Genomic DNA, 17,562 nt, shown 5'->3' with positions numbered 1-17,562 from the left:
GCGCGCGTACGGCCCGGTGTCGAGCGGACGCCTAACGCGTCCGGAACTCCTTGTGCCGTCCGGCGAACAGTTCCGCCTGCCGTTCGCCGGGGAGGTTGCCGAGCGCGATCAGGTGGGGTGCCTGCGCGAACCCGGCGGCGACGGCGTTCTCCCGGGCCGCCCACTGTGCCCGCACGGTGCCCTGGACGCCCTCGGCGGGATACCCGGCGAGCACGGTGGCGCACCGCGTCGCCGCCGCCAACGCCTCGCCGGGGGCGGTGAGTTCGGAGACCAGGCCGATGGCGTGGGCGCGCTCGGCGGAGATCCGTTCCGCCGTCCCCATGAGCATCATCCGGGCGACCTCGCCGTACGGCATCCGCTGGGCCAGCAGCACCGACTCGTAGGCGCTGACCATGCCGTACGTCGTGTGCGGGTCGAAGAAGGCGGCGGTTGCGTCGGCGACGAGGAAGTCCGACTCCCCGAGGAGGTAGAAGGCGCCCCCGCAGGCCATGCCGGTCACCGCGGCGATCACCGGCTTCCACAGGTCGTTGGACTTGGGTCCCACCCGCAGGAGCGGGTCGTCGGCCATGTAGGGGGAGGAGGGCTGGGGGACCACGGCGTCCCGGTCGAGGCCGGTGCAGAAGGCCCGCTCCCCGGCGCCGGTCAGGACGACCGCCCGTACGGAGTCGTCGAACCGCAACTCCCGCCACACCTGCCGGAGTTCGTCGCGCATGGTGAGGTCGATGGCATTGTGGCGTTCGGGCCGGTCGAGGGTGACGACGGCGACGCCGGTGTCCTCGTCGGCGGCCAGGCGCACGGTCGTCGTCATGGGCGCTCCAGGACCCACTGGGGCAGTCCGCCGTCGGTGAAGACGACCTGGACCTTCGCGCCGATCCGGATGCGCTCGGGCGGCACCGAGTCCAGCCGCGCCCCCGCCTCGGCGACGAGGTTGCCGACGAGCCGGACGCGCGGGGCGTCGGCGAGTTCGACGACGATCACGTTGTACGGGGCCTGCTCGGCGTAGGCGGGCAGCAGCGGTGGGTGGGGAAAGACGTAGGACCAGATGCGTCCGTGGCCCTCCGTGCGGCGCCACTCGGTGGCGAAGGACTGGCAGTGCGGGCAGCAGGGACGGGGCGGGAAGCGCGGCTCGCCGCAGTCGGCGCAGGCCTGCACGCGCAGTTCGCCCTGTCGGGCGTAGCCCCAGAAGGGGGCGCCGTCGGTGTCGGTGACGGGGGTCAGCATCGCGGGCTCGGAGGGCATGCGCGTCTCAACTCCTCAGCAGCAGGGCGGAGGTGGGAACCCCCTCGCCGGCGGTGACGAGGCAGGTGGCGGCGTCCGGGACCTGGGCGGTGCTGGTGCCGCGCAGCTGCCGTACGCCTTCGTTGATCAGGTTGAAGCCGTGCACGTAGGCCTCGCTGAGTCCGCCGCCGGCGGTGTTCAGGGGCAGTCGTCCGCCGATCTCCAGCGCGCCCTGCTCGGTGAACGCCCCGCCCTCGCCGCGCCCGCAGAAGCCGTAGCCCTCCAGGGACAGCGGGATGAGCGCGGTGAACGCGTCGTAGATCTGGGCGACGTCGACGTCCTGGGGCGTGAACTCGGCGTGTTTCCAAAGGTGTCGGGCGGCGGTCCAGGCGGGGCCGGTGAGCGGGTCGTCGTTCCAGTAGTTGACCATTCCGTGGTGCTGGGCGGGCAGGCCCTGGGCGGCTGAGTGGACGTAGACGGGTGTGTGCCGGCAGTCCCGGGCGCGCTCGGCGCTGACCACCACGCAGGCCAACGCGCCGTCGGTCTCCAGGCAGTTGTCGAAGAGGCACAGGGGCTCGCTGATCCAGCGGGCGGTCATGTACATCTCGCGGGTCAGCGGGCGGTCGTACATGACGGCGGCCGGGTTCTGGTTGGCGCGGTTGCGGCAGGCGAGGGCGACGTTGAAGAGGTGGTCGCGGGTCGCGCCGTACTCGTGCATGTAGCGGCGCGTCAGCATGGCGATCTCGTCCGCCGGGCGGAGCAGGCCGAAGGGGCGGGTCCACTGGGCGGGGGTGGGGAGCTGGACGGTGGTGTTGGTCCAGGGGCGCGGGCCGGAGCCTCTCTTGCGCGAGCGCCAGGCGACGCCGACGCTCGCCTGCCCGGTGGCGATGGCTGCGGCGAGGTGGGCGACCGTGGCGCACGAACCGCCGCCGCCGTAGCCCACCTTGCTGAAGAAGGTCAGGTCGCCGAGGCCGACGGCCTTCGCCAGCTCCACCTCGTCCGTCTCCTCCATGGTGTAGGAGGCCAGGGCGTCGACCTCGCCGGGGGCGATGCCGGCGTCGTCGAGTGCGGCGAGCACGGCACGGCAGGCCAGCGTGCGCTCGTCCTCGGCGAGGCGCTTGGCGAAGGCCGTCTGCCCTATGCCGACGATCGCGGTGGCGTCCTTGAGTCCGGGCATGTCGGGGCACCTCCGCGTGGGGACAGGGCGGCTGACAGTGCGTCAGGTTACAGCTAATCTGACGGGTAGTCAGCTACGAGGTTGGGGGCTGTTGTGCGCGGTGACGTGGAGTGGGGCAGCATTCCGGGACTCGTCCGCTCGGCGGCCGAGCGGTACGCCGACGACGAGGCGGTGGTGGAGGGCCGCACCCGGATCACGTACGCCGAACTGGGCGCCCGCGTCGAACGGTCGGCGGCGGCCTGCCTCGCCGCGGGCGTCGAGCCGGGCGACCGGTTGGGGATCTGGGCGCCGAACTCGCTGGACTGGATCGTCGCGGCACTCGGCGCCGTGTCGGCCGGGGCGGTGCTGGTGCCGGTCAATACGCGCTTCAAGGGCTCGGAGGCCGTCGAGGTGCTGCGCGGCAGCGGGGCCCGGCTGCTCTTCGTCACCGGGACGTTCCTCGGGACGTCGTACGTGGCCTCGCTGCGGCGGGCGATCGCCGAGGGGCCGGGGCTGCCGGGCCTGGAGCAGGTGGTGGTGCTGTCCGACGACGCGCCCGCCGACTTCCGGACCTGGAAGGACTTCCTCGCGGGCGGCGACGGGGTCGCGGCCGGCCGGGCGCGGGCCCGCGCGGCGGCGGTGGAGGGCTCCTGGCCGTCGGACATCGTCTTCACGTCCGGCACGACGGGCCGCCCCAAGGGCGCGGTGATCACGCACGCACAGTCGCTGCGGGCGTACGAGATCTGGTGCGACCTCGCCGGCCTGCGGCGGGGCGACCGCTACCTCGTCGTCAACCCCTTCTTCCACACCTTCGGTTACAAGGCCGGCGTCCTGGCCTGTCTGATGCGGGGTGCGACGATGATCCCCCAGCCGGTGTTCAACGTGGACACGGTCCTGGCCAACATCGCGGCGGAGCGCGTCTCGGTACTGCCCGGCCCGCCCACCCTGCACCAGTCGCTGCTGGACCACCCGGCGCGGGACGCGCACGACCTGTCCGCGCTGCGGCTGGTGGTGACGGGCGCCGCGGTGGTGCCGTTGCGGCTGGTGGAGCGGCTGCGCGGGGAACTGGGCGTGGAGACGGTCCTGACGGCGTACGGCCTGTCGGAGGCCTCCGGCATCGTCACGATGTGCCGCCGCGGCGACGACCCGACGGTGATCGCCTCGACGTCCGGCCGGGCGATCCCCGGCACCGAGGTCCGGGTCGAGGCGCCGGCCGGCGAACCCGGCGAGGTCCTGGTCCGCGGCTTCAACGTCATGCGCGGCTACTACGAGGACGAGGCGGCGACGGCGGAGGTGCTGGGCGGGGACGGCTGGCTGCGCACGGGCGACGTGGGCGTCCTGGACGCCGCGGGGAACCTGCGGATCACCGACCGGATCAAGGACATGTTCATCGTCGGCGGCTTCAACGCCTATCCGGCGGAGATAGAGCAACTCCTCGGCCTGCACCCGGACGTGGCCGACGTAGCGGTCATCGGCGTACCGGACCCCCGCCTGGGCGAGGTCGGCAAGGCCTACGTGGTGCGCCGGCCGGGAGCCGTGCTGACGGCCGACGACCTGATGGCCTGGTCCCGGCGGGAGATGGCGAACTACAAGGTCCCCAGAGTGGTGGAGTTCGTCCCCCGACTGCCCCGCAACGCGAGCGGGAAGGTCGTCAAGGGCGAGCTGCGGCGCCGGCGGCCCTGATCCCGCCGGCGGCGGACGCGCGCCGAGCGCGACGGCTCCCCTCCGGGCCGTCGCGCTCGATCCCCCGTACGCGCGGGCTTACTTCGTCGGCGTGAAGGGCTCCGACGTGGCGTGCATGTCCTTGGTCTCCAGCGGCTCGTCGGTGGCGTGCATGTCGTCCGTCGTCGCCGGCTCGTCCGTGGCGTGCATGTCCTGGGCGGTCGCCTTGGCGTCCGTGGCGTGCATGTCGGCAGGCTTGAGCTCGTCGCTCATCTTCGTCAACTCCCCTTGGGTCTGTTCGGCTGCGTGGATCGCAAGGCCCGCCCGGTCACTCCCCCGAGGATGGCCGGGCGGGCCTGTTCGGGCCGTTCACCCTAATCAGTGGGTGCGGGACCCTCCGCAGCGACCCGTCTGCCCCCCGACGCGACGGATCGACTGAGTCGAGGATGGCGGACGGCGATAAACGAATGATGAACGGCCCGACGAGGCCGTTCAGGCCGCTCGTACGGGGGTCAGCAGCGCGTGTACCTCCGCGGCCTCGGGCGAGCCGAGCTCCTCGTAGATGCCGATCGCCTCCTGCCAGCAGACGTGGGCCCGGCCGATCTGCCCGATGCCGTCGAGGGCGCGGCCGAGGACGGTCAGGACGTTGCCCCGGCGCCACTCGCCGCCGATGCCGCGCAGGACGGTCAGCGCCATCTCGGCGTTGGCAGCGGCCTGCGCGGGCCGTCGGGCGGCGAGGTCGACCTCGGCCAGCCGGAACAGGCTCATGCCCTCCCACAGGCGCTGGCGGCTCTCCCGGAACACCTCCAGGGCCTCGTGCAGACGATGGCTCGCACCGTCCAGCTCGCCGCTCTGGGTGAGCGCCAGACCGAGTGCGTACCGGGCGTTCGCCCCACGCATGGAGTTGCCCATGGCGTCGTAGAGCTCGATGCCCTGCTGAGCCAGCTCGACCGCGCTCGCCGTGCGGCCGGTGGCGAGGTGGATGCGGGAGAGGTTGCACAGGGCGCTGGCCTCGCCCGCGCGGTCGTTCAGGGTGCGGAAGTGCTGGATGGCCTGCGAGAGGTGCTCCTCGCCGTCCTCGTGGCGGTTCTGGTAGAGCGCCATGATCCCGCGGGCGTTCCGGGCCCAGCAGACGGGCAGCAGGTCGTCCGCGCGCTGCGCCAGGAGTGTGACGCGCTCCGCCTCCTGGTCCGCCTGCTCGAAACGGCCGCTGACGTGGTGGACGTTCACCTGGGTCATCAGGGCGCGCGCCTCGGCCCGGTCGGCGCCGAACCTGCGGGCCGCCTCCAGCAGGCCCTCCGCGGTCGCCTCGTACTCACGGGAGTTGGCCCCCGACTCGGACAGGTCGTGCGCGACCCAGAGCAGGTCGACGGCGCGGCTGAGCGTCTCGGGCCGGCCCGCGGCCTGCCGCACACAGGCGAGCAGGCAGATCGCCTCCGCGTAGAGCCAGTCCTGTGCCGCTCTCAGCTCCGTGAACCCCAGCCCGGGGTACGCGGTCCCCTCCAGGTGGTCCACCAGCCGGTCACCCGGCCGTTCGAGGGCGTACACGCCGGCCGCCGTCGCCAGGTAGAAGTCCAGCAGGCGGGAGAGGGCGGCCTCACGCTCGCTCGGCGGCCACTCGTCGCGTTCCGCGCACGCACGCGCGTAGAGCCGTACGAGGTCGTGGTAGCGGTAGCGGCCGGGCGCCGCCGACTCCAGCAGCGAGGTGTCCACGAGGGACTCCAGCAGGTCCTCCGTCTCCTGCGCGGGCAGGTCGAGGACGGCCGCGGCGGCCGACAGCGAGATGTCCGGGCCGTCCGCGAGCCCGAGCAGCCGGAAGGCGCGGGCCTGGGCCGGCTCCAGCTGGCCGTAGCCCAGTTCGAAGGTGGCCTTGACCGCGAGGTCCCCGGCCTGGAGCTCGTCCAGGCGGCGCCGCTCGTCCGCCAGTTTCGCCGCGAGGACGGAGACCGTCCACGTTCTGCGGGCCGCCAGCCGGGAGGCGGCGATACGGATCGCCAGGGGCAGGAAGCCGCAGGCAGCGACCACGTCCAGGGCGGCCTCCCGCTCCGACGCCACCCGCTCCTCGCCGACGATCTTCGTGAACAGCTGCAGTGCCTCGTCCGGTGACATCACGTCCAGGTCCACCAGATGGGCCCCCGCGAGGTCCACCATCCGCACCCGCGAGGTCACCAGGGCCGCGCAGCCCTCCGTCCCGGGCAGCAGCGGACGTACCTGGGCGGCGTCCCGGGCGTTGTCGAGCAGGACCAGGACCCGGCGGCCGTCGAGGACCGAGCGGTACAGGGCGGCCCGTTCCTCCAGAAAGTCCGGGATCGCGGTGTCGGGGGTCCCGAGGGCCCGCAGGAAGGAGCCCAGCACCGTCTCCGGTTCGGCGGCCCGCGCCCCGGCTCCCATCAGGTCGACGTACAACTGGCCGTCGGGGAAGGCAGACCGGGCCTGGTGGGCGACGTGCACCGCGAGCGTCGTCTTGCCGACGCCGCCGATGCCGGCCAGCGCCGAGACCGCCATCACCCGGCCCTCGGCGGAGGACAGGACCTCGCCGAGCTCGCGCACGAAGGCGGCCCGTCCGGTGAAGTCCGGGACGGTGGCGGGGAGCTGGGCGGGACGCACGGGGGCGGCGGCGGGCTCGGCCGGCGGGGCGGAGGGTTCCGCCAGGCCGGGGTCGGCCTCCAGGATGCGCTGCTGCAGCTCGCGCAGGGCCGGGCGGGGGTCGACGCCCAGCTCGTCGGCCAGCAGGCGGCGGGTGTCCGCGTACACCGCGAGGGCCTCCGCCTGCCGGCCGCTGCGGTACAGCGCCAGCATCAGCAGCTCGCGCAGGCGTTCGCGCAGCGGGTGGGCCGCGGTGAGGGCGGTGAGCTCGGAGACGGCCTCCGCGTGGCAGCCCTGCTCCAAATCCATGTCCAGGCGGGATTCGAGGAGTTGCAGGCGCCATTCCTCCAGGCGGACGCGCTGGGCCTCCGCGTACGGGCCGGGTACGCCCGCCAGCGTCTCCCCGTCCCACAGGGCCAGCGCGCGGTCCAGCACCTCGCGGGCGTGGCACAGGTCCCCGGCGCTCTTGGCCTTCTCCGCCTCGGTCGCCAGGTCCTGGGCAACCGCCAGGTCGAGGGCGCCCTCGGCGAGGCCGCGGATCGCGTAGCCGCCCGACTCGCTCACCAGCACCCCGGCGTCCAGCACCTTGCGCAGTCGCGACGCGTACGTGCGCACCGCCGCCAGCGCCTGCGACGGCGGCTCCTCGCCCCACAGGGCGTCGATCAGCTCGGCAGCGGTCGCCGTACGGCCCTCGCGCAGCAGCAGGGCGGCCAGCAGGGCGCGTTGCTGGGGGGAGCCGGTGTTCACCGACTCGTTCCCGCGCCGGGCGCGCACGGGTCCGAGCACGCCGAAGCACAGGGCCGCAGGCTCCGCAGAGGGGCTCGAACGCCTCTGCTCGGGCACCCGCGGTACACGGTCGACCATCGCCGTCCCCCTAGACACAGTGAGCAACCCCGTCAGTCTGCCTTGTCCAGGGCGGATGCGTCAGCTGTGGAGGGGGCGGTCACGGCCGGACGGGCGCTATGTCACAAGGCCCTCACGTGGCCTTCGCACACTTCCGCACAGACCCGGACGGGAAACAGCCCGTCGACCGACAGCTGACGGTTCGTCAGATCGGCGCTACCGTGAGCGCCATGGACACCGACCTGACGTTCCCTCAGATCATCTCCGTCGACGACCACACCGTGGAGCCCGCGGACGTCTGGCAGAGCCGTCTGCCCAAGAAGTACCTGGACGTCGGCCCCCGCATCGTCCGGGCCCCGCTGAAGGAGATCTCCTTCCTCGGCGGCCGCTTCCGCCCCGTCATGGGCGCCCCCGGTGACGACGGCCCGCTGGGCGACTGGTGGCTCTACGAGGAGCTCCAGCGCCCCCTGACCCGCCTCGACACGGCCGTGGGCTACTCAAGGGACGAGATAAAACTCGAGGTCATCACCTACGAGCAGATGCGGCCGGGGTCCTACGACGTCCCGCAGCGGCTGGCCGACATGGACGTCAACCACGTCCAGTCCGCCGTCTGCTTCCCGACCTTCCCGCGTTTTTGCGGGCAGACCTTCACCGAGGCCAAGGACCACGAGCTGGGCCTGCTGTGCGTGCGGGCCTACAACGACTGGATGGTGGAGGAGTGGTGCGGCCCGCAGGCGCAGGGCCGGCTCATCCCCCTCACCCTCATCCCGCTCTGGGACGCCGAACTCGCTGCCGCCGAGGTCCGCCGCAACGCCGCCCGCGGGGTCCGCGCGGTCGCCTTCTCCGAGATCCCCCCGCACCTGGGCCTGCCCTCCGTGCACTCCGACGACTGGGACCCCTTCCTCGCCGCCTGCGACGAGACCGGCACGGTCGTCGCCATGCACATCGGCTCCAGCAGCCGCATGCCGTCCACCTCCAAGGACGCCCCGCCCGCGGTCGGTTCGACGATCACCTTCGCCAACTGCTGCTTCTCGATGGTCGACTGGCTGATGAGCGGCAAGTTCGAGCGCTTCCCGAACCTCAAGGTCATGTACGCCGAGGGCCAGATCGGCTGGATCCCGTACATCCTGGAGCGCGCGGACGTCGTCTGGGAGGAGAACCGGGGCTGGGGCGGGGTCGCCGACAAGGTGCACCGGCCGCCGTCCGAACTCTTCGCCGAGCACGTCTACGGCTGCTTCTTCGACGACGCCTTCGGGCTGCGCAACCTTGACGCCATCGGCCTGGGCAACGTCCTGTACGAGACCGACTATCCGCACTCCGACTCCACCTGGCCCAAGTCCCGCGAGGTCGGCGAGGCGCAGATGGGCCACCTGGACCCGGCCGCCGTGGAGCGGATCGTCCGCGGCAACGCCATCGACCTGCTGGGACTGACCCCCGAGGGGCTCTGGCGACCGTGACCGCGCTGTCGTACGGCATCCAGTTGCCCGTCCAGTCCCAGAGCACCATGTACGCCGAGCCCTGGGAGGCGGCGGCCGGCCCCGAGGACCTGCTCGCCGTCGCCCGGACCGCGGACCGCGCGGGCTTCGACTACATCGCCTCCTGCGACCACGTGGCCATCCCGCGCCGGCTCGCCCCCGCGATGAGCACGGTCTGGTACGACCCCGTCGCCACCCTCGCCTTCCTGGCGGCGGCGACCGAGCGGGTCCGGCTGCTGAGCCATGTGGCGATCGTGGGGCTGAGGCACCCCCTGCTCACCGCCAAGCAGTACGCCACCCTCGACCGGCTCAGCGCAGGACGCCTGATCCTCGGGGTCGGGGCCGGTCATGTGCGGGAGGAGTTCGAGGTGCTGGGCGTGGACTTCGAGCGGCGCGGAGCGGTCCTGGACGAGACCGTCGACGCCCTGCGCGCGGCCCTCGGCACCGAGGAGTTCCCCGAACACCACGGCAAGCGCTACGACTTCGAGGGCCTGGGCCAACGCCCCCGCCCCGCCCAGGACCGCGTCCCCCTCTGGGTCGGCGGTTCGTCCCCCGCCGCCGTCCGCAGGGCCGCGCTCAAGGGCGACGGCTGGCTGCCGCAGGGCGACCCGCGCGACCGCCTGCCCGAACAGATCGCCCTGCTCGGGCGGCTGCGCGCCGAGGCCGGCATCGAGGACCCGCTGACCGTCGGCGCCATCACCGAGCCCCTGTACGTCGGCACACCCTCCTGGGACGTCGGCCGCCGCACCCTGACCGGCCCCCCGGACCGCCTCGCCGAGTCCCTGCGCGCCTACGGCGCGATGGGCGTGCACCAGATCCAGGTGCGGTTCCGCTGCCGCGACCGCGGCGAACTCACCGACCAGATGGCGGCCTTCGGCGCCGAAGTCGCGCCCGATCTGTAGAGGAGTTGTGGCATGGGCAAGCTGGACGGACGCGTCGTGCTCGTCACCGGGGCGGCGCGCGGACAGGGCGAGCAGGAGGCCCGCCTGTTCAGGGCGGAAGGTGCCGAGGTCGTCGTCGCCGACGTCCTCGACGACCAGGGCGAGGCGCTCGCGCGCGAGATCGGCGGCCGGTACGTCCACCTCGACGTGGGCGAGGAGGAACAGTGGCGCGCGGCCGTGAGTGCGGTCAAGGACGCCCACGGCCGGATCGACGGCCTCGTCAACAACGCCGGCATCCTGCGCTTCAACGCCCTGGTCGACACGCCTCTCGACGAGTTCATGCAGGTCGTGCGGGTCAACCAGGTCGGCTGCTTCCTCGGCATCAGGACGGTGGCGCCGGTCATGGAGGACGGCGGCACGATCGTCAACACCGCCTCCTACACGGCGGTGACCGGCATGGCGGCGGTCGGCACCTACGCCGCCACCAAGCACGCCATCCTCGGCCTCACCCGCGTCGCCGCGCTGGAGCTCGCCCACCGCGGCATCCGCGTCAACGCCATGTGCCCCGGCGCCATCGACACCGCGATGTCCAACCCGGCCCAGCTGGACCCGACGGCCGACGCGGAGGAGACCGGCCGGGCGCTGGACGAGCTGTACCGCAAGCTCGTGCCGCTCGGGCGTATCGGCAAGCCGGCCGAGGTGGCGCGGCTGGCGCTGTTCCTGACGTGCGAGGACTCGTCGTACATCACCGGACAGCCCTTCGTGATCGACGGCGGGTGGCTGGCGGGCGTCAGTGTCATCTGACGGGCATCTGACGGGCCATCAGCTATTGACCCTCCCTGCCGGTGGTGCAACAGTCGACCAGAACTGACGGGGCGTCAGAAACTCTGGGACCGGGGACGGTGAACCTCCGTGGAATTCGGGCTCTTTGTACAGGGGTATGTGGGCAAGCGCGCCGAGACCGATCCGCTCGCGGAACACAAGGCGCTGATGGAGGAGACCGAGTACGTCATCCAGGCGGACAGGTCGGGCTTCAAGTACGCGTGGGCGTCCGAGCACCACTTCCTGGAGGAGTACTCCCACCTCTCCGCCAACGACGTGTTCCTCGGCTACCTGGCGCACGCGACGGAACGCATCCACCTCGGATCGGGCATCTTCAACCCGCTGGCGCAGGTCAACCATCCGGTGAAGGTCGCGGAGAAGGTCGCGATGCTCGACCACCTCACCGGCAACCGCTTCGAGTTCGGCAGCGGGCGCGGCGCCGGGTCGCACGAGATCCTCGGGTTCATACCGGGCGTGACCGACATGAACTTCACCAAGGAGATCTGGGAAGAGACCATCGCCGAGTTCCCCAAGATGTGGCTGCAGGACGAGTACGTCGGTTTCCAGGGCAAGTTCTGGCAGCTGCCGCCGCGCAAGGTGCTGCCCAAGCCGTACGGCAAGTCGCACCCGGCGATGTGGTACGCGGCCGGGTCGCCGCCGTCGTACGCGATGGCCGCGAGGAAGGGACTCGGCGTGCTGGGCTTCAGCATCCAGAAGGTCTCCGACATGGAATGGGTGCTGGAGCAGTACAAGACGGCGATCGTGAACGCCGAACCGGTGGGCGACTTCGTCAACGACAACGTGATGGTGACGACGACGGCCATCTGCGCGCCGACGCACGCGGAGGCGATCGACATCGCCGTGCACGGGGGACTGCACTACCTGCCCTCGCTGGTGTTCCGGTACCACGACACCTTCCCCCGTCCCGAGGGCTTCCCGGTGTGGCCGGAGACGCTGCCGGAGTACACGCCGGAGTTCGTGGAGCTGCTGATCGAGGAGGAGCTGCTGATCTGCGGGGACCCGGACGAGGTGCTCACGCAGTGCAAGCGGTGGGAGCAGGCGGGGGCGGACCAGCTGAGCTTCGGGCTGCCGGTGGGGGTGCCGAAGGAGGAGACGTTGCAGACGATCCGGTTGATCGGGGAGCACGTGATTCCGAAGATCGATACGGATCCTGTGCATCGGACCTCGCGGTTCCGGGGGGCTGTCTGAGGTCGTACGGCGGCTGCGGGTGTGTGGGGGCTGATCGCGCAGTTCCCCGCGCCCCTTGGGTGGGACATGTGCCCGCACGTGAGAAGGGAGCCTCCATGCTTGATCACCTCATCAAGGGCGCGACCGTCGTCGACGGGACCGGTGCGCCCGGCCGTATCGCCGACGTCGGCACACGGGACGGCCGTATCGCCGTGATCGGATCCGTCACCGAGGAAGCCCGCACCACCGAGGACGCCTCCGGGCTCGTCCTCGCGCCCGGGTTCGTCGATCCGCATACGCACTACGACGCGCAGCTGTTCTGGGATCCGTACGCGACGCCGTCGCTGAACCACGGGGTGACGACCGTCGCGGCCGGGAACTGCGGGTTCACGCTCGCGCCGCTCAACCCGGCCCGCCCCGAGGACGCCGACTACACGCGCCGCATGATGTCCAAGGTCGAGGGCATGTCGCTGACCGCGCTGGAGGAGGGGGCGCCCTGGAGCTGGAGCTCGTTCGGGGAGTACCTGGACGCGCTCGAGGGGCGGATCGCCGTCAACGCCGGTTTCATGGTGGGGCATTGTGCGCTGCGCCGGTACGTCATGGGGCCGGACGCCGTCGGCGGACAGCCCGACGAGGAGCAACTGAACCGGATCGTGGGGCTGTTGCACGACGCCATGGACGCCGGTGCCTGGGGCTTCTCCACCACCCAGTCCCGCACGCACTCCGACGGCGACGGCCAGCCGGTCGCCTCCCGGCACGCGCTGCCCGCCGAACTGCTGGCCCTGTCCCGGGCCGTCGGCGAGCACGAGGGCACCCAGATCGAGGCGATCGTCGCCGGCTGCCTCGACCAGTTCAGCGACGCCGAGATCGAGCTGTTCGCCGAGATGAGCGCGGCGGCCGGACGGCCCCTGAACTGGAACGTGCTAACCATCGACGCGGCCGTGCCCGAGCGGGTGCCACGGCAGCTCCAGGCCAGCGAGCAGGCACGCAAGGCGGGCGGCCGGGTCGTCGCCCTCACCATGCCGATCCTGACCCCGATGAACATGTCCCTGGGCACCTTCTGCGCCCTCAACCTCATCCCCGGCTGGGGCCCCGTCCTCGGCCTGCCCGTACCCGAGCGCATCGCCCGGCTGCGGGACGCGGAGGTACGGGCCGAGATGCTCCGGCGCGCCGACTCCAAGGAGGCCGGCGTGCTGCGGCGGCTGACGAACTTCGGCCGGTACGTCATCGGGGACACCTACAGCGAGGCCAACCGCGGACTGAGCGGACGGGTGGTCGGCGACATCGCCCGGGAGCGCGGCCAGGACCCCTTCCACTGCATGGTGGAGATCTGCGCCGCCGACGAACTGCGTACGGTCCTGTGGCCCATGCCCACCGACAACGACCCCGCCTCCTGGGCGCTGCGCGCCGAGACCTGGCAGCACGAGGACGTCCTGCTGGGCGGGTCCGACGCGGGCGCGCACCTGGACCGCATGTGCGGGGCGCCGTACACCACCCGCTTCCTCGGCGACTGCCTGCGCCGACGCAGGCTGGTCGGCCTGGAGCAGGCGGTGAAGATGCTGACCGACGACCCGGCGCAGCTGTTCGGCCTGCGCGAGCGGGGCCGGATCCAGGAGGGTTTCCATGCCGACCTGGTGCTCTTCGACCCGGAGCGGATCGACGCGGGCCAGGCCACCTTGGTGCACGACCTGCCGGGTGACAGCCCGCGGCTGGACGCCAGGGCGATCGGCGTGCGGGCCGTCTGGGTCAACGGGGTCGAGGTGATCAGGGACGACGCGGTCAGCGGCGCCGTACCGGGCAGGGTCCTGCGCTCCGGGCGGGACACCAGGACGGTGAGCACCAGGTGAGCGAGGCGGCCGACGGGCAGCGGCTGTTCGTCGGGGGCGAGTGGACCGAGCCGGACGGCGGACACTACGCGGTGGTCGACCCGGCGACCGAGGAGACCGTCGGGTGGGCCCCGGAGGCCTCGCTGGATCAGGTGCGCGCGGCCTGCGCCGCGGCCCGCGAGGCCTTCGGGCCGTGGTCGAGGACGGCGCCGGAGGAGCGGGCGGCGGTGCTGGGCCGGGCGGCCGGTGTCATCGGGGCCCACTTCGCGCCGTACGCCGAACTCGCCCAGGCCGAGACGGGGGCGACCACGGGGACCGCCCGGGCGATGCAGGTCGGGGTGGGCATGGCCCGCTTCCGGCGGTACGCGCGCGTGGAGCCCGCCGAGTGGGCGATCCCACCGCAGATCAACGACGCCGGCCCGATGGGGAGGGCCGGGGTGATGGGCGCGCTCGCGGTGCGGCAGCCGGTGGGTGTCGTCGCGTGCATCACCTCCTACAACAACCCGTGGGCGAACCCGGCCGGCAAGATCGCCCCCGCGCTCGCCATGGGCAACACCGTGGTCGTCAAGCCCGCCCCGCAGGACCCGCTGTCGGTCTACCGGATGGCGGAGGCGCTGGAGGCGGCCGGAGTCCCGCGGGGGGTCGTGAACGTGGTCTCCGGCCGGTCGGTGGAAGTCGGCCAGGCGGTGGTGGAGTCGGCCGACGTCGACATGGTCAGCTTCACCGGGTCGACGGCGGTGGGACGGCGGATCGGCGAGGTGTGCGGCCGCTCCATGAAACGGCAGCTCATGGAGCTGGGCGGCAAGGGCGCGGCGCTCGTCTTCGACGACGCCGACCTGGGCTCGGCGGTGGCCGGGATCGGCACCACCTTCTCCTTCTACAGCGGACAGATCTGCACGGCACCGACGCGGGTGCTGGCGCAGAGGGGGGTGTACGACCGTCTCGTGGATCAACTGGCCGCCTATGCAAGCCGGTTGAAGGTCGGCGATCCGAGGCAGCCGGACACGGTGGTCGGGCCGGTGATCTCCGCCGCCCACCGGGACCGGGTGGAGTCGTACGTCGAACTGGGCCGCAAGGAGGGAGCGGTGGTGGTCGCCGGCGGTGAACGGCCGCCGTATGAACGCGGCTTCCACGTCGCGCCCACCCTCCTCGCGGACTGCACCAACGACATGCGCGTGGCCCGGGAGGAGATCTTCGGGCCGGTGGTCGTGGTGATCCCGTTCGACGACGAGGACGAGGGCGTCGCCCTCGCCGACGACAGCGACTACGGGCTCATCGACTACGTGTGGTCCGGCGACGTCGCCCGTGCCTTCCGGGTGGCCCGGCGGCTGCGGGCCGGCGGGGTCGGCGTGAACACCGTCGGCCGCAACATGGAGGCGCCCTTCGGCGGCTTCAAGGACAGCGGGGTCGGCCGCGACTGCGGGTCGTACGCGCTGCACGCCTACGGCGAGGTGCAGTCGATCGTGTGGCCCGGCTGACCCCTGCCTACGGGGCGTCGTCCAGATCCACCCGCACCGTCAGCAGCCCGGCGCCGACCGTCCGCACCGCGGCACTGTTCATCCGGGGCAGGCCGCGCAGCCGGGCGACGGGGTCGTCGTCGGGCAGGAGATGGGCCGTGCCGGTGTGCCAGCGGCCGCGCAGCCGGACCCGGACCCGGGGATCGGCCTTGATGTTGCGCACGTACTGCGAACGCTCCCCGAACTCCGACACCAGCCAGAAGGAGCCCCCGGCCCTCCGCCCGCCGACCGGCGTACGGCGGGGGAGGCCGGAGGTGCGGCCGGTGGTCTCCAGGAGGGTGTGGGTGGGCAGACGGCGCATCACGCGGTTCAGGACCCGCTGGAAGGCCGTGACGACGCGGTACTTGGTCTCACTGTCCATGCGTCGACTTCACCACGAAAACCGATGGAACGGCGCCGTGGTGCACCGCTACCGTGCCGCCGGACCGAGTCGTCTGGTGAAGGGCGTGCCGTTGTACACCGTGTGAGACCTCCCGAGTGCTGATTCGTCGCGCGTCGCGCCTGTGCGCCGCGCCCCTTTCTGCTGCGGATTTCTCACTGAAACCGGTGTACTTCTGTGCTCAAGACCTGGGTGGTCGTACCCACCTGCCTGCCACTTGTCCTGCGCCGTTGCCACACGTGCGCGTCCGGGACCTTCCGGCCGAACGGCAAGTTCCGCGTCAACGCCAACCACAAGCTCATCGACGCCTGGCTTCTCGCGCTCTGCACCTCCTGCGGGGACACCGCGAAGTTCACGGTCCTGGAGCGGGCGAACGTGCGCTCCGTACGGCACGAGCTGCTGGACCGTATGCACGACAACGACTCCGCTCTGGCGGCCGAGTTGCTCCGGGACCCCGTCCTTCGGCGCCGCAACCGGGTCGCGCTCGACTGGGCCGACGCCTGGCGTCTCGACACGGGCGGACCGGATCACCACCCCGAGGGTGAGGTGATCGACGTCTCGGTCCGTTTCGCGGCGCCGATCCCGGTCCGGCCGGTGCGGCTGATCGCCGAAGGCTGCGGTCTGTCACGGGCCGAGGCCGAGAGGCTGATCGCCGCGGGGAAGGTCGTCTCGGCGGTCCGCCTGGGCGGCCGGCTCCGCGGTGACTTCACCTTCATGCTCAAGCGCTGAGCCCCGCCGCGCGGCCGGGGGCCCGTCCGGCGAGACCCGCCGGCAGGCACTCCGGCCGCGCGTCAACGGCCTGGGAACTCCGGGTTGGTGAAGGCGGCCATCGCCCCCGGCAGCGGCCCCGCAGCCGTCTCGTGGCGCAGTTCCGCGCGGACGTACCCGGTGCGCGCCGCGGTCGTCCGCCACTCCACGACACCCGAGCCCGTCACCGGCCGGGGGCACAGGTGAGGACCGGGCACACCGTCGACGTGGACCGGCCCCACGACCCGTGGAACCCGGCGCCGAATCCCGACTGGTCGGTGTGTACATCGCATGCCGTACCCGGTATGGATGACCCATGCGAATCGCCGTCACGATCTTCCTCACCGACGAGACCATCGCCCCCGTCCGGCTCGCCCGTGAGCTGGAGCGGCGCGGGTTCGCGGGCCTGTACCTGCCCGAGCACACCCACATCCCGGTCGAGCGCGCGACCCCGTACCCGGCGGGCGGCGACCTGCCCCCCGAGTACGGCCGCACCCTCGACCCCTTCGTCGCCCTCGGCCAGGCCGCCGCCGTGACCGAGCGGCTCGGCCTCGGCACCGGCATCACCCTGGTCGCCCAGCACGATCCGATCGCCCTCGCCAAGCAGATCGCCACCCTCGACCACCTCTCCGACGGCCGGTTCACCCTCGGCCTCGGCTTCGGCTGGAACGTCGAGGAGGCCGCCGACCACGGCGTGCAGTGGCGCACCCGGCGGGAGCTGGTGCGCGACCGGATGGCACTGATGCGGGCACTGTGGGCCGATGAACCGACCGCCTACGAGGGGGAGTTCGGGAGCGTACGGGCCTCCTCCGCGTACCCCAAGCCGGTCCGGAAGCCGCGCGGTCCGGTCGTCGGCCCGCGCACCCTCGTCGGCGGGGCGGCAGGCCCCAAGCTGTTCTCGCACATCTGCGAATACGCCGACGGCTGGATGCCCATCGGCGGGCGCGGCCTCACCGAGTCGCTGCCGGTGCTGCGCGCCGCCTGGGCGGACGCGGGCCGCGACCCCGCCGCCCTCCAGATCGTCCCGTACGCCGTCTTCCCCCGCCCCGGCAAGCTCGCGCACTACGCCGACCTGGGCATCGAAGAGGTCGTGGTCCAGCTGCCGCCCGCGGGTGAGACGGAGGTGCTGCGGGCCTTGGACGGGTACGCCGAGTACGTGTGAACCCGGGACCCGGGCGGGCGGCCGTATTGCGTCGCGGCTGCCGCCGCGTGGGCGCGACCAGCCACAACGCACCCGCAGCCGACAACGGAGACCTCGAACG

Annotated in this window: 15 protein-coding genes and 1 pseudogene; 9 read left to right on the top strand and 7 right to left on the bottom strand. The window is 72.2% G+C overall.

What is annotated here, in order from left to right; translation table 11 throughout:
- Positions 1 to 31 precede the first annotated feature (31 nt).
- The 3 genes from FBY22_RS38480 to FBY22_RS38470 are packed head-to-tail and all read right to left on the bottom strand — an operon-like array spanning position 32 to position 2,395.
- A complete protein-coding gene (locus tag FBY22_RS38480; RefSeq protein WP_142152817.1) occupies positions 32 to 808 on the bottom strand; it encodes an enoyl-CoA hydratase/isomerase family protein in 777 nt (258 codons plus the stop codon).
- A complete protein-coding gene (locus FBY22_RS38475; protein ID WP_142154568.1) occupies positions 805 to 1,221 on the bottom strand; it encodes a Zn-ribbon domain-containing OB-fold protein in 417 nt (138 codons plus the stop codon). The genes FBY22_RS38480 and FBY22_RS38475 overlap by 4 nt, the downstream gene beginning before the upstream one ends.
- Positions 1,222 to 1,246: 25 nt before the next feature.
- Complete coding sequence (locus FBY22_RS38470; protein WP_142152815.1) at positions 1,247 to 2,395, bottom strand: lipid-transfer protein; 1,149 nt, start codon at positions 2,393 to 2,395, stop codon at positions 1,247 to 1,249.
- 93 nt (positions 2,396 to 2,488) lie between these two features.
- Here FBY22_RS38470 and FBY22_RS38465 point away from each other — a divergent pair, with 93 nt between their 5' ends.
- Positions 2,489 to 4,057 (top strand): FadD3 family acyl-CoA ligase, encoded by a 1,569-nt coding sequence (locus tag FBY22_RS38465; protein WP_260845356.1) that lies wholly within the window; start codon positions 2,489 to 2,491, stop codon positions 4,055 to 4,057.
- Positions 4,058 to 4,135: 78 nt separating this feature from the next.
- Here FBY22_RS38465 and FBY22_RS44355 read toward each other — a convergent pair whose 3' ends face one another.
- The gene (locus FBY22_RS44355; protein WP_174267402.1) at positions 4,136 to 4,309 is read right to left on the bottom strand and encodes a hypothetical protein; all 174 of its coding nucleotides are present in this window, start codon (positions 4,307 to 4,309) and stop codon (positions 4,136 to 4,138) included.
- A 219-nt stretch (positions 4,310 to 4,528) separates the two neighbouring features.
- The gene (locus FBY22_RS38460) at positions 4,529 to 7,486 is read right to left on the bottom strand and encodes a BTAD domain-containing putative transcriptional regulator (protein WP_142152813.1); all 2,958 of its coding nucleotides are present in this window, start codon (positions 7,484 to 7,486) and stop codon (positions 4,529 to 4,531) included.
- A gap of 209 nt (positions 7,487 to 7,695) precedes the next feature.
- Between FBY22_RS38460 and FBY22_RS38455 the strand changes: the two genes are divergently transcribed.
- The 6 genes from FBY22_RS38455 (at position 7,696) to FBY22_RS38430 (ending at position 15,135) form a co-directional block, all read left to right on the top strand.
- Positions 7,696 to 8,922, top strand: a complete 1,227-nt coding sequence (locus FBY22_RS38455) for an amidohydrolase family protein (protein ID WP_174267401.1) — start codon at positions 7,696 to 7,698, stop codon at positions 8,920 to 8,922.
- Entirely contained in the window at positions 8,919 to 9,842 is a 924-nt protein-coding gene (locus tag FBY22_RS38450) for a TIGR03619 family F420-dependent LLM class oxidoreductase (RefSeq protein WP_399212655.1), read from the top strand. The genes FBY22_RS38455 and FBY22_RS38450 overlap by 4 nt, the downstream gene beginning before the upstream one ends.
- Before the next feature lie 12 nt (positions 9,843 to 9,854).
- The gene (locus tag FBY22_RS38445; RefSeq protein ID WP_142152809.1) at positions 9,855 to 10,625 is read left to right on the top strand and encodes an SDR family NAD(P)-dependent oxidoreductase; all 771 of its coding nucleotides are present in this window, start codon (positions 9,855 to 9,857) and stop codon (positions 10,623 to 10,625) included.
- A 108-nt stretch (positions 10,626 to 10,733) separates the two neighbouring features.
- The gene (locus tag FBY22_RS38440; protein WP_142152807.1) at positions 10,734 to 11,852 is read left to right on the top strand and encodes an LLM class flavin-dependent oxidoreductase; all 1,119 of its coding nucleotides are present in this window, start codon (positions 10,734 to 10,736) and stop codon (positions 11,850 to 11,852) included.
- Positions 11,853 to 11,947: 95 nt separating this feature from the next.
- Complete coding sequence (locus FBY22_RS38435; protein WP_142152805.1) at positions 11,948 to 13,678, top strand: amidohydrolase family protein; 1,731 nt, start codon at positions 11,948 to 11,950, stop codon at positions 13,676 to 13,678.
- Positions 13,675 to 15,135: an aldehyde dehydrogenase family protein gene (locus FBY22_RS38430; protein WP_142152803.1), complete on the top strand. Its 1,461-nt coding sequence runs from the start codon at positions 13,675 to 13,677 to the stop codon at positions 15,133 to 15,135. Before FBY22_RS38435 ends, FBY22_RS38430 begins: the two co-directional genes overlap by 4 nt.
- 7 nt (positions 15,136 to 15,142) lie before the next feature.
- Here the strand turns inward: FBY22_RS38430 and FBY22_RS38425 are convergent, their stop codons facing one another.
- Positions 15,143 to 15,535, bottom strand: coding sequence for a nitroreductase/quinone reductase family protein (locus FBY22_RS38425; RefSeq protein WP_142152801.1), 393 nt, complete (start codon positions 15,533 to 15,535; stop codon positions 15,143 to 15,145).
- 195 nt (positions 15,536 to 15,730) lie between these two features.
- Here FBY22_RS38425 and FBY22_RS38420 point away from each other — a divergent pair, with 195 nt between their 5' ends.
- Positions 15,731 to 16,282, top strand: a complete 552-nt coding sequence (locus FBY22_RS38420) for a DUF1062 domain-containing protein (RefSeq protein ID WP_142152799.1) — start codon at positions 15,731 to 15,733, stop codon at positions 16,280 to 16,282.
- Positions 16,283 to 16,344: 62 nt separating this feature from the next.
- Here FBY22_RS38420 and FBY22_RS38415 read toward each other — a convergent pair.
- Positions 16,345 to 16,497, bottom strand: a pseudogene (locus tag FBY22_RS38415) (phosphoesterase); the annotation flags it as partial.
- Between the two features lie 119 nt (positions 16,498 to 16,616).
- Between FBY22_RS38415 and FBY22_RS38410 the strand changes: the two are divergent.
- Complete coding sequence (locus FBY22_RS38410) at positions 16,617 to 17,462, top strand: LLM class F420-dependent oxidoreductase (protein WP_142152797.1); 846 nt, start codon at positions 16,617 to 16,619, stop codon at positions 17,460 to 17,462.
- Positions 17,463 to 17,562: the final 100 nt, after the last annotated feature.

It is taken from the genome of Streptomyces sp. SLBN-31, assembly GCF_006715395.1.
In the GTDB taxonomy this organism is placed as follows: domain Bacteria; phylum Actinomycetota; class Actinomycetes; order Streptomycetales; family Streptomycetaceae; genus Streptomyces.
The sequence above is the reverse complement of the archived record's forward strand: the minus strand, read 5'-3'. Positions and strand labels throughout refer to the sequence as shown.

Excerpts from the sequence above, each read along its gene's own strand:
- FBY22_RS38445 (WP_142152809.1), top strand. The coding sequence starts at position 9,855 with ATGGGCAAGCTGGACGGACGCGTCGTGCTCGTCACCGGGGCGGCGCGC.
- FBY22_RS38410 (WP_142152797.1), top strand. The coding sequence starts at position 16,617 with ATGCGAATCGCCGTCACGATCTTCCTCACCGACGAGACCATCGCCCCC.
- FBY22_RS38470 (WP_142152815.1), bottom strand. The coding sequence starts at position 2,395 with ATGCCCGGACTCAAGGACGCCACCGCGATCGTCGGCATAGGGCAGACG.
- FBY22_RS44355 (WP_174267402.1), bottom strand. The coding sequence starts at position 4,309 with ATGAGCGACGAGCTCAAGCCTGCCGACATGCACGCCACGGACGCCAAG.
- FBY22_RS38435 (WP_142152805.1), top strand. The coding sequence starts at position 11,948 with ATGCTTGATCACCTCATCAAGGGCGCGACCGTCGTCGACGGGACCGGT.
- FBY22_RS38480 (WP_142152817.1), bottom strand. The coding sequence starts at position 808 with ATGACGACGACCGTGCGCCTGGCCGCCGACGAGGACACCGGCGTCGCC.
- FBY22_RS38455 (WP_174267401.1), top strand. The coding sequence starts at position 7,696 with ATGGACACCGACCTGACGTTCCCTCAGATCATCTCCGTCGACGACCAC.
- FBY22_RS38425 (WP_142152801.1), bottom strand. The coding sequence starts at position 15,535 with ATGGACAGTGAGACCAAGTACCGCGTCGTCACGGCCTTCCAGCGGGTC.
- FBY22_RS38475 (WP_142154568.1), bottom strand. The coding sequence starts at position 1,221 with ATGCTGACCCCCGTCACCGACACCGACGGCGCCCCCTTCTGGGGCTAC.
- FBY22_RS38460 (WP_142152813.1), bottom strand. The coding sequence starts at position 7,486 with ATGGTCGACCGTGTACCGCGGGTGCCCGAGCAGAGGCGTTCGAGCCCC.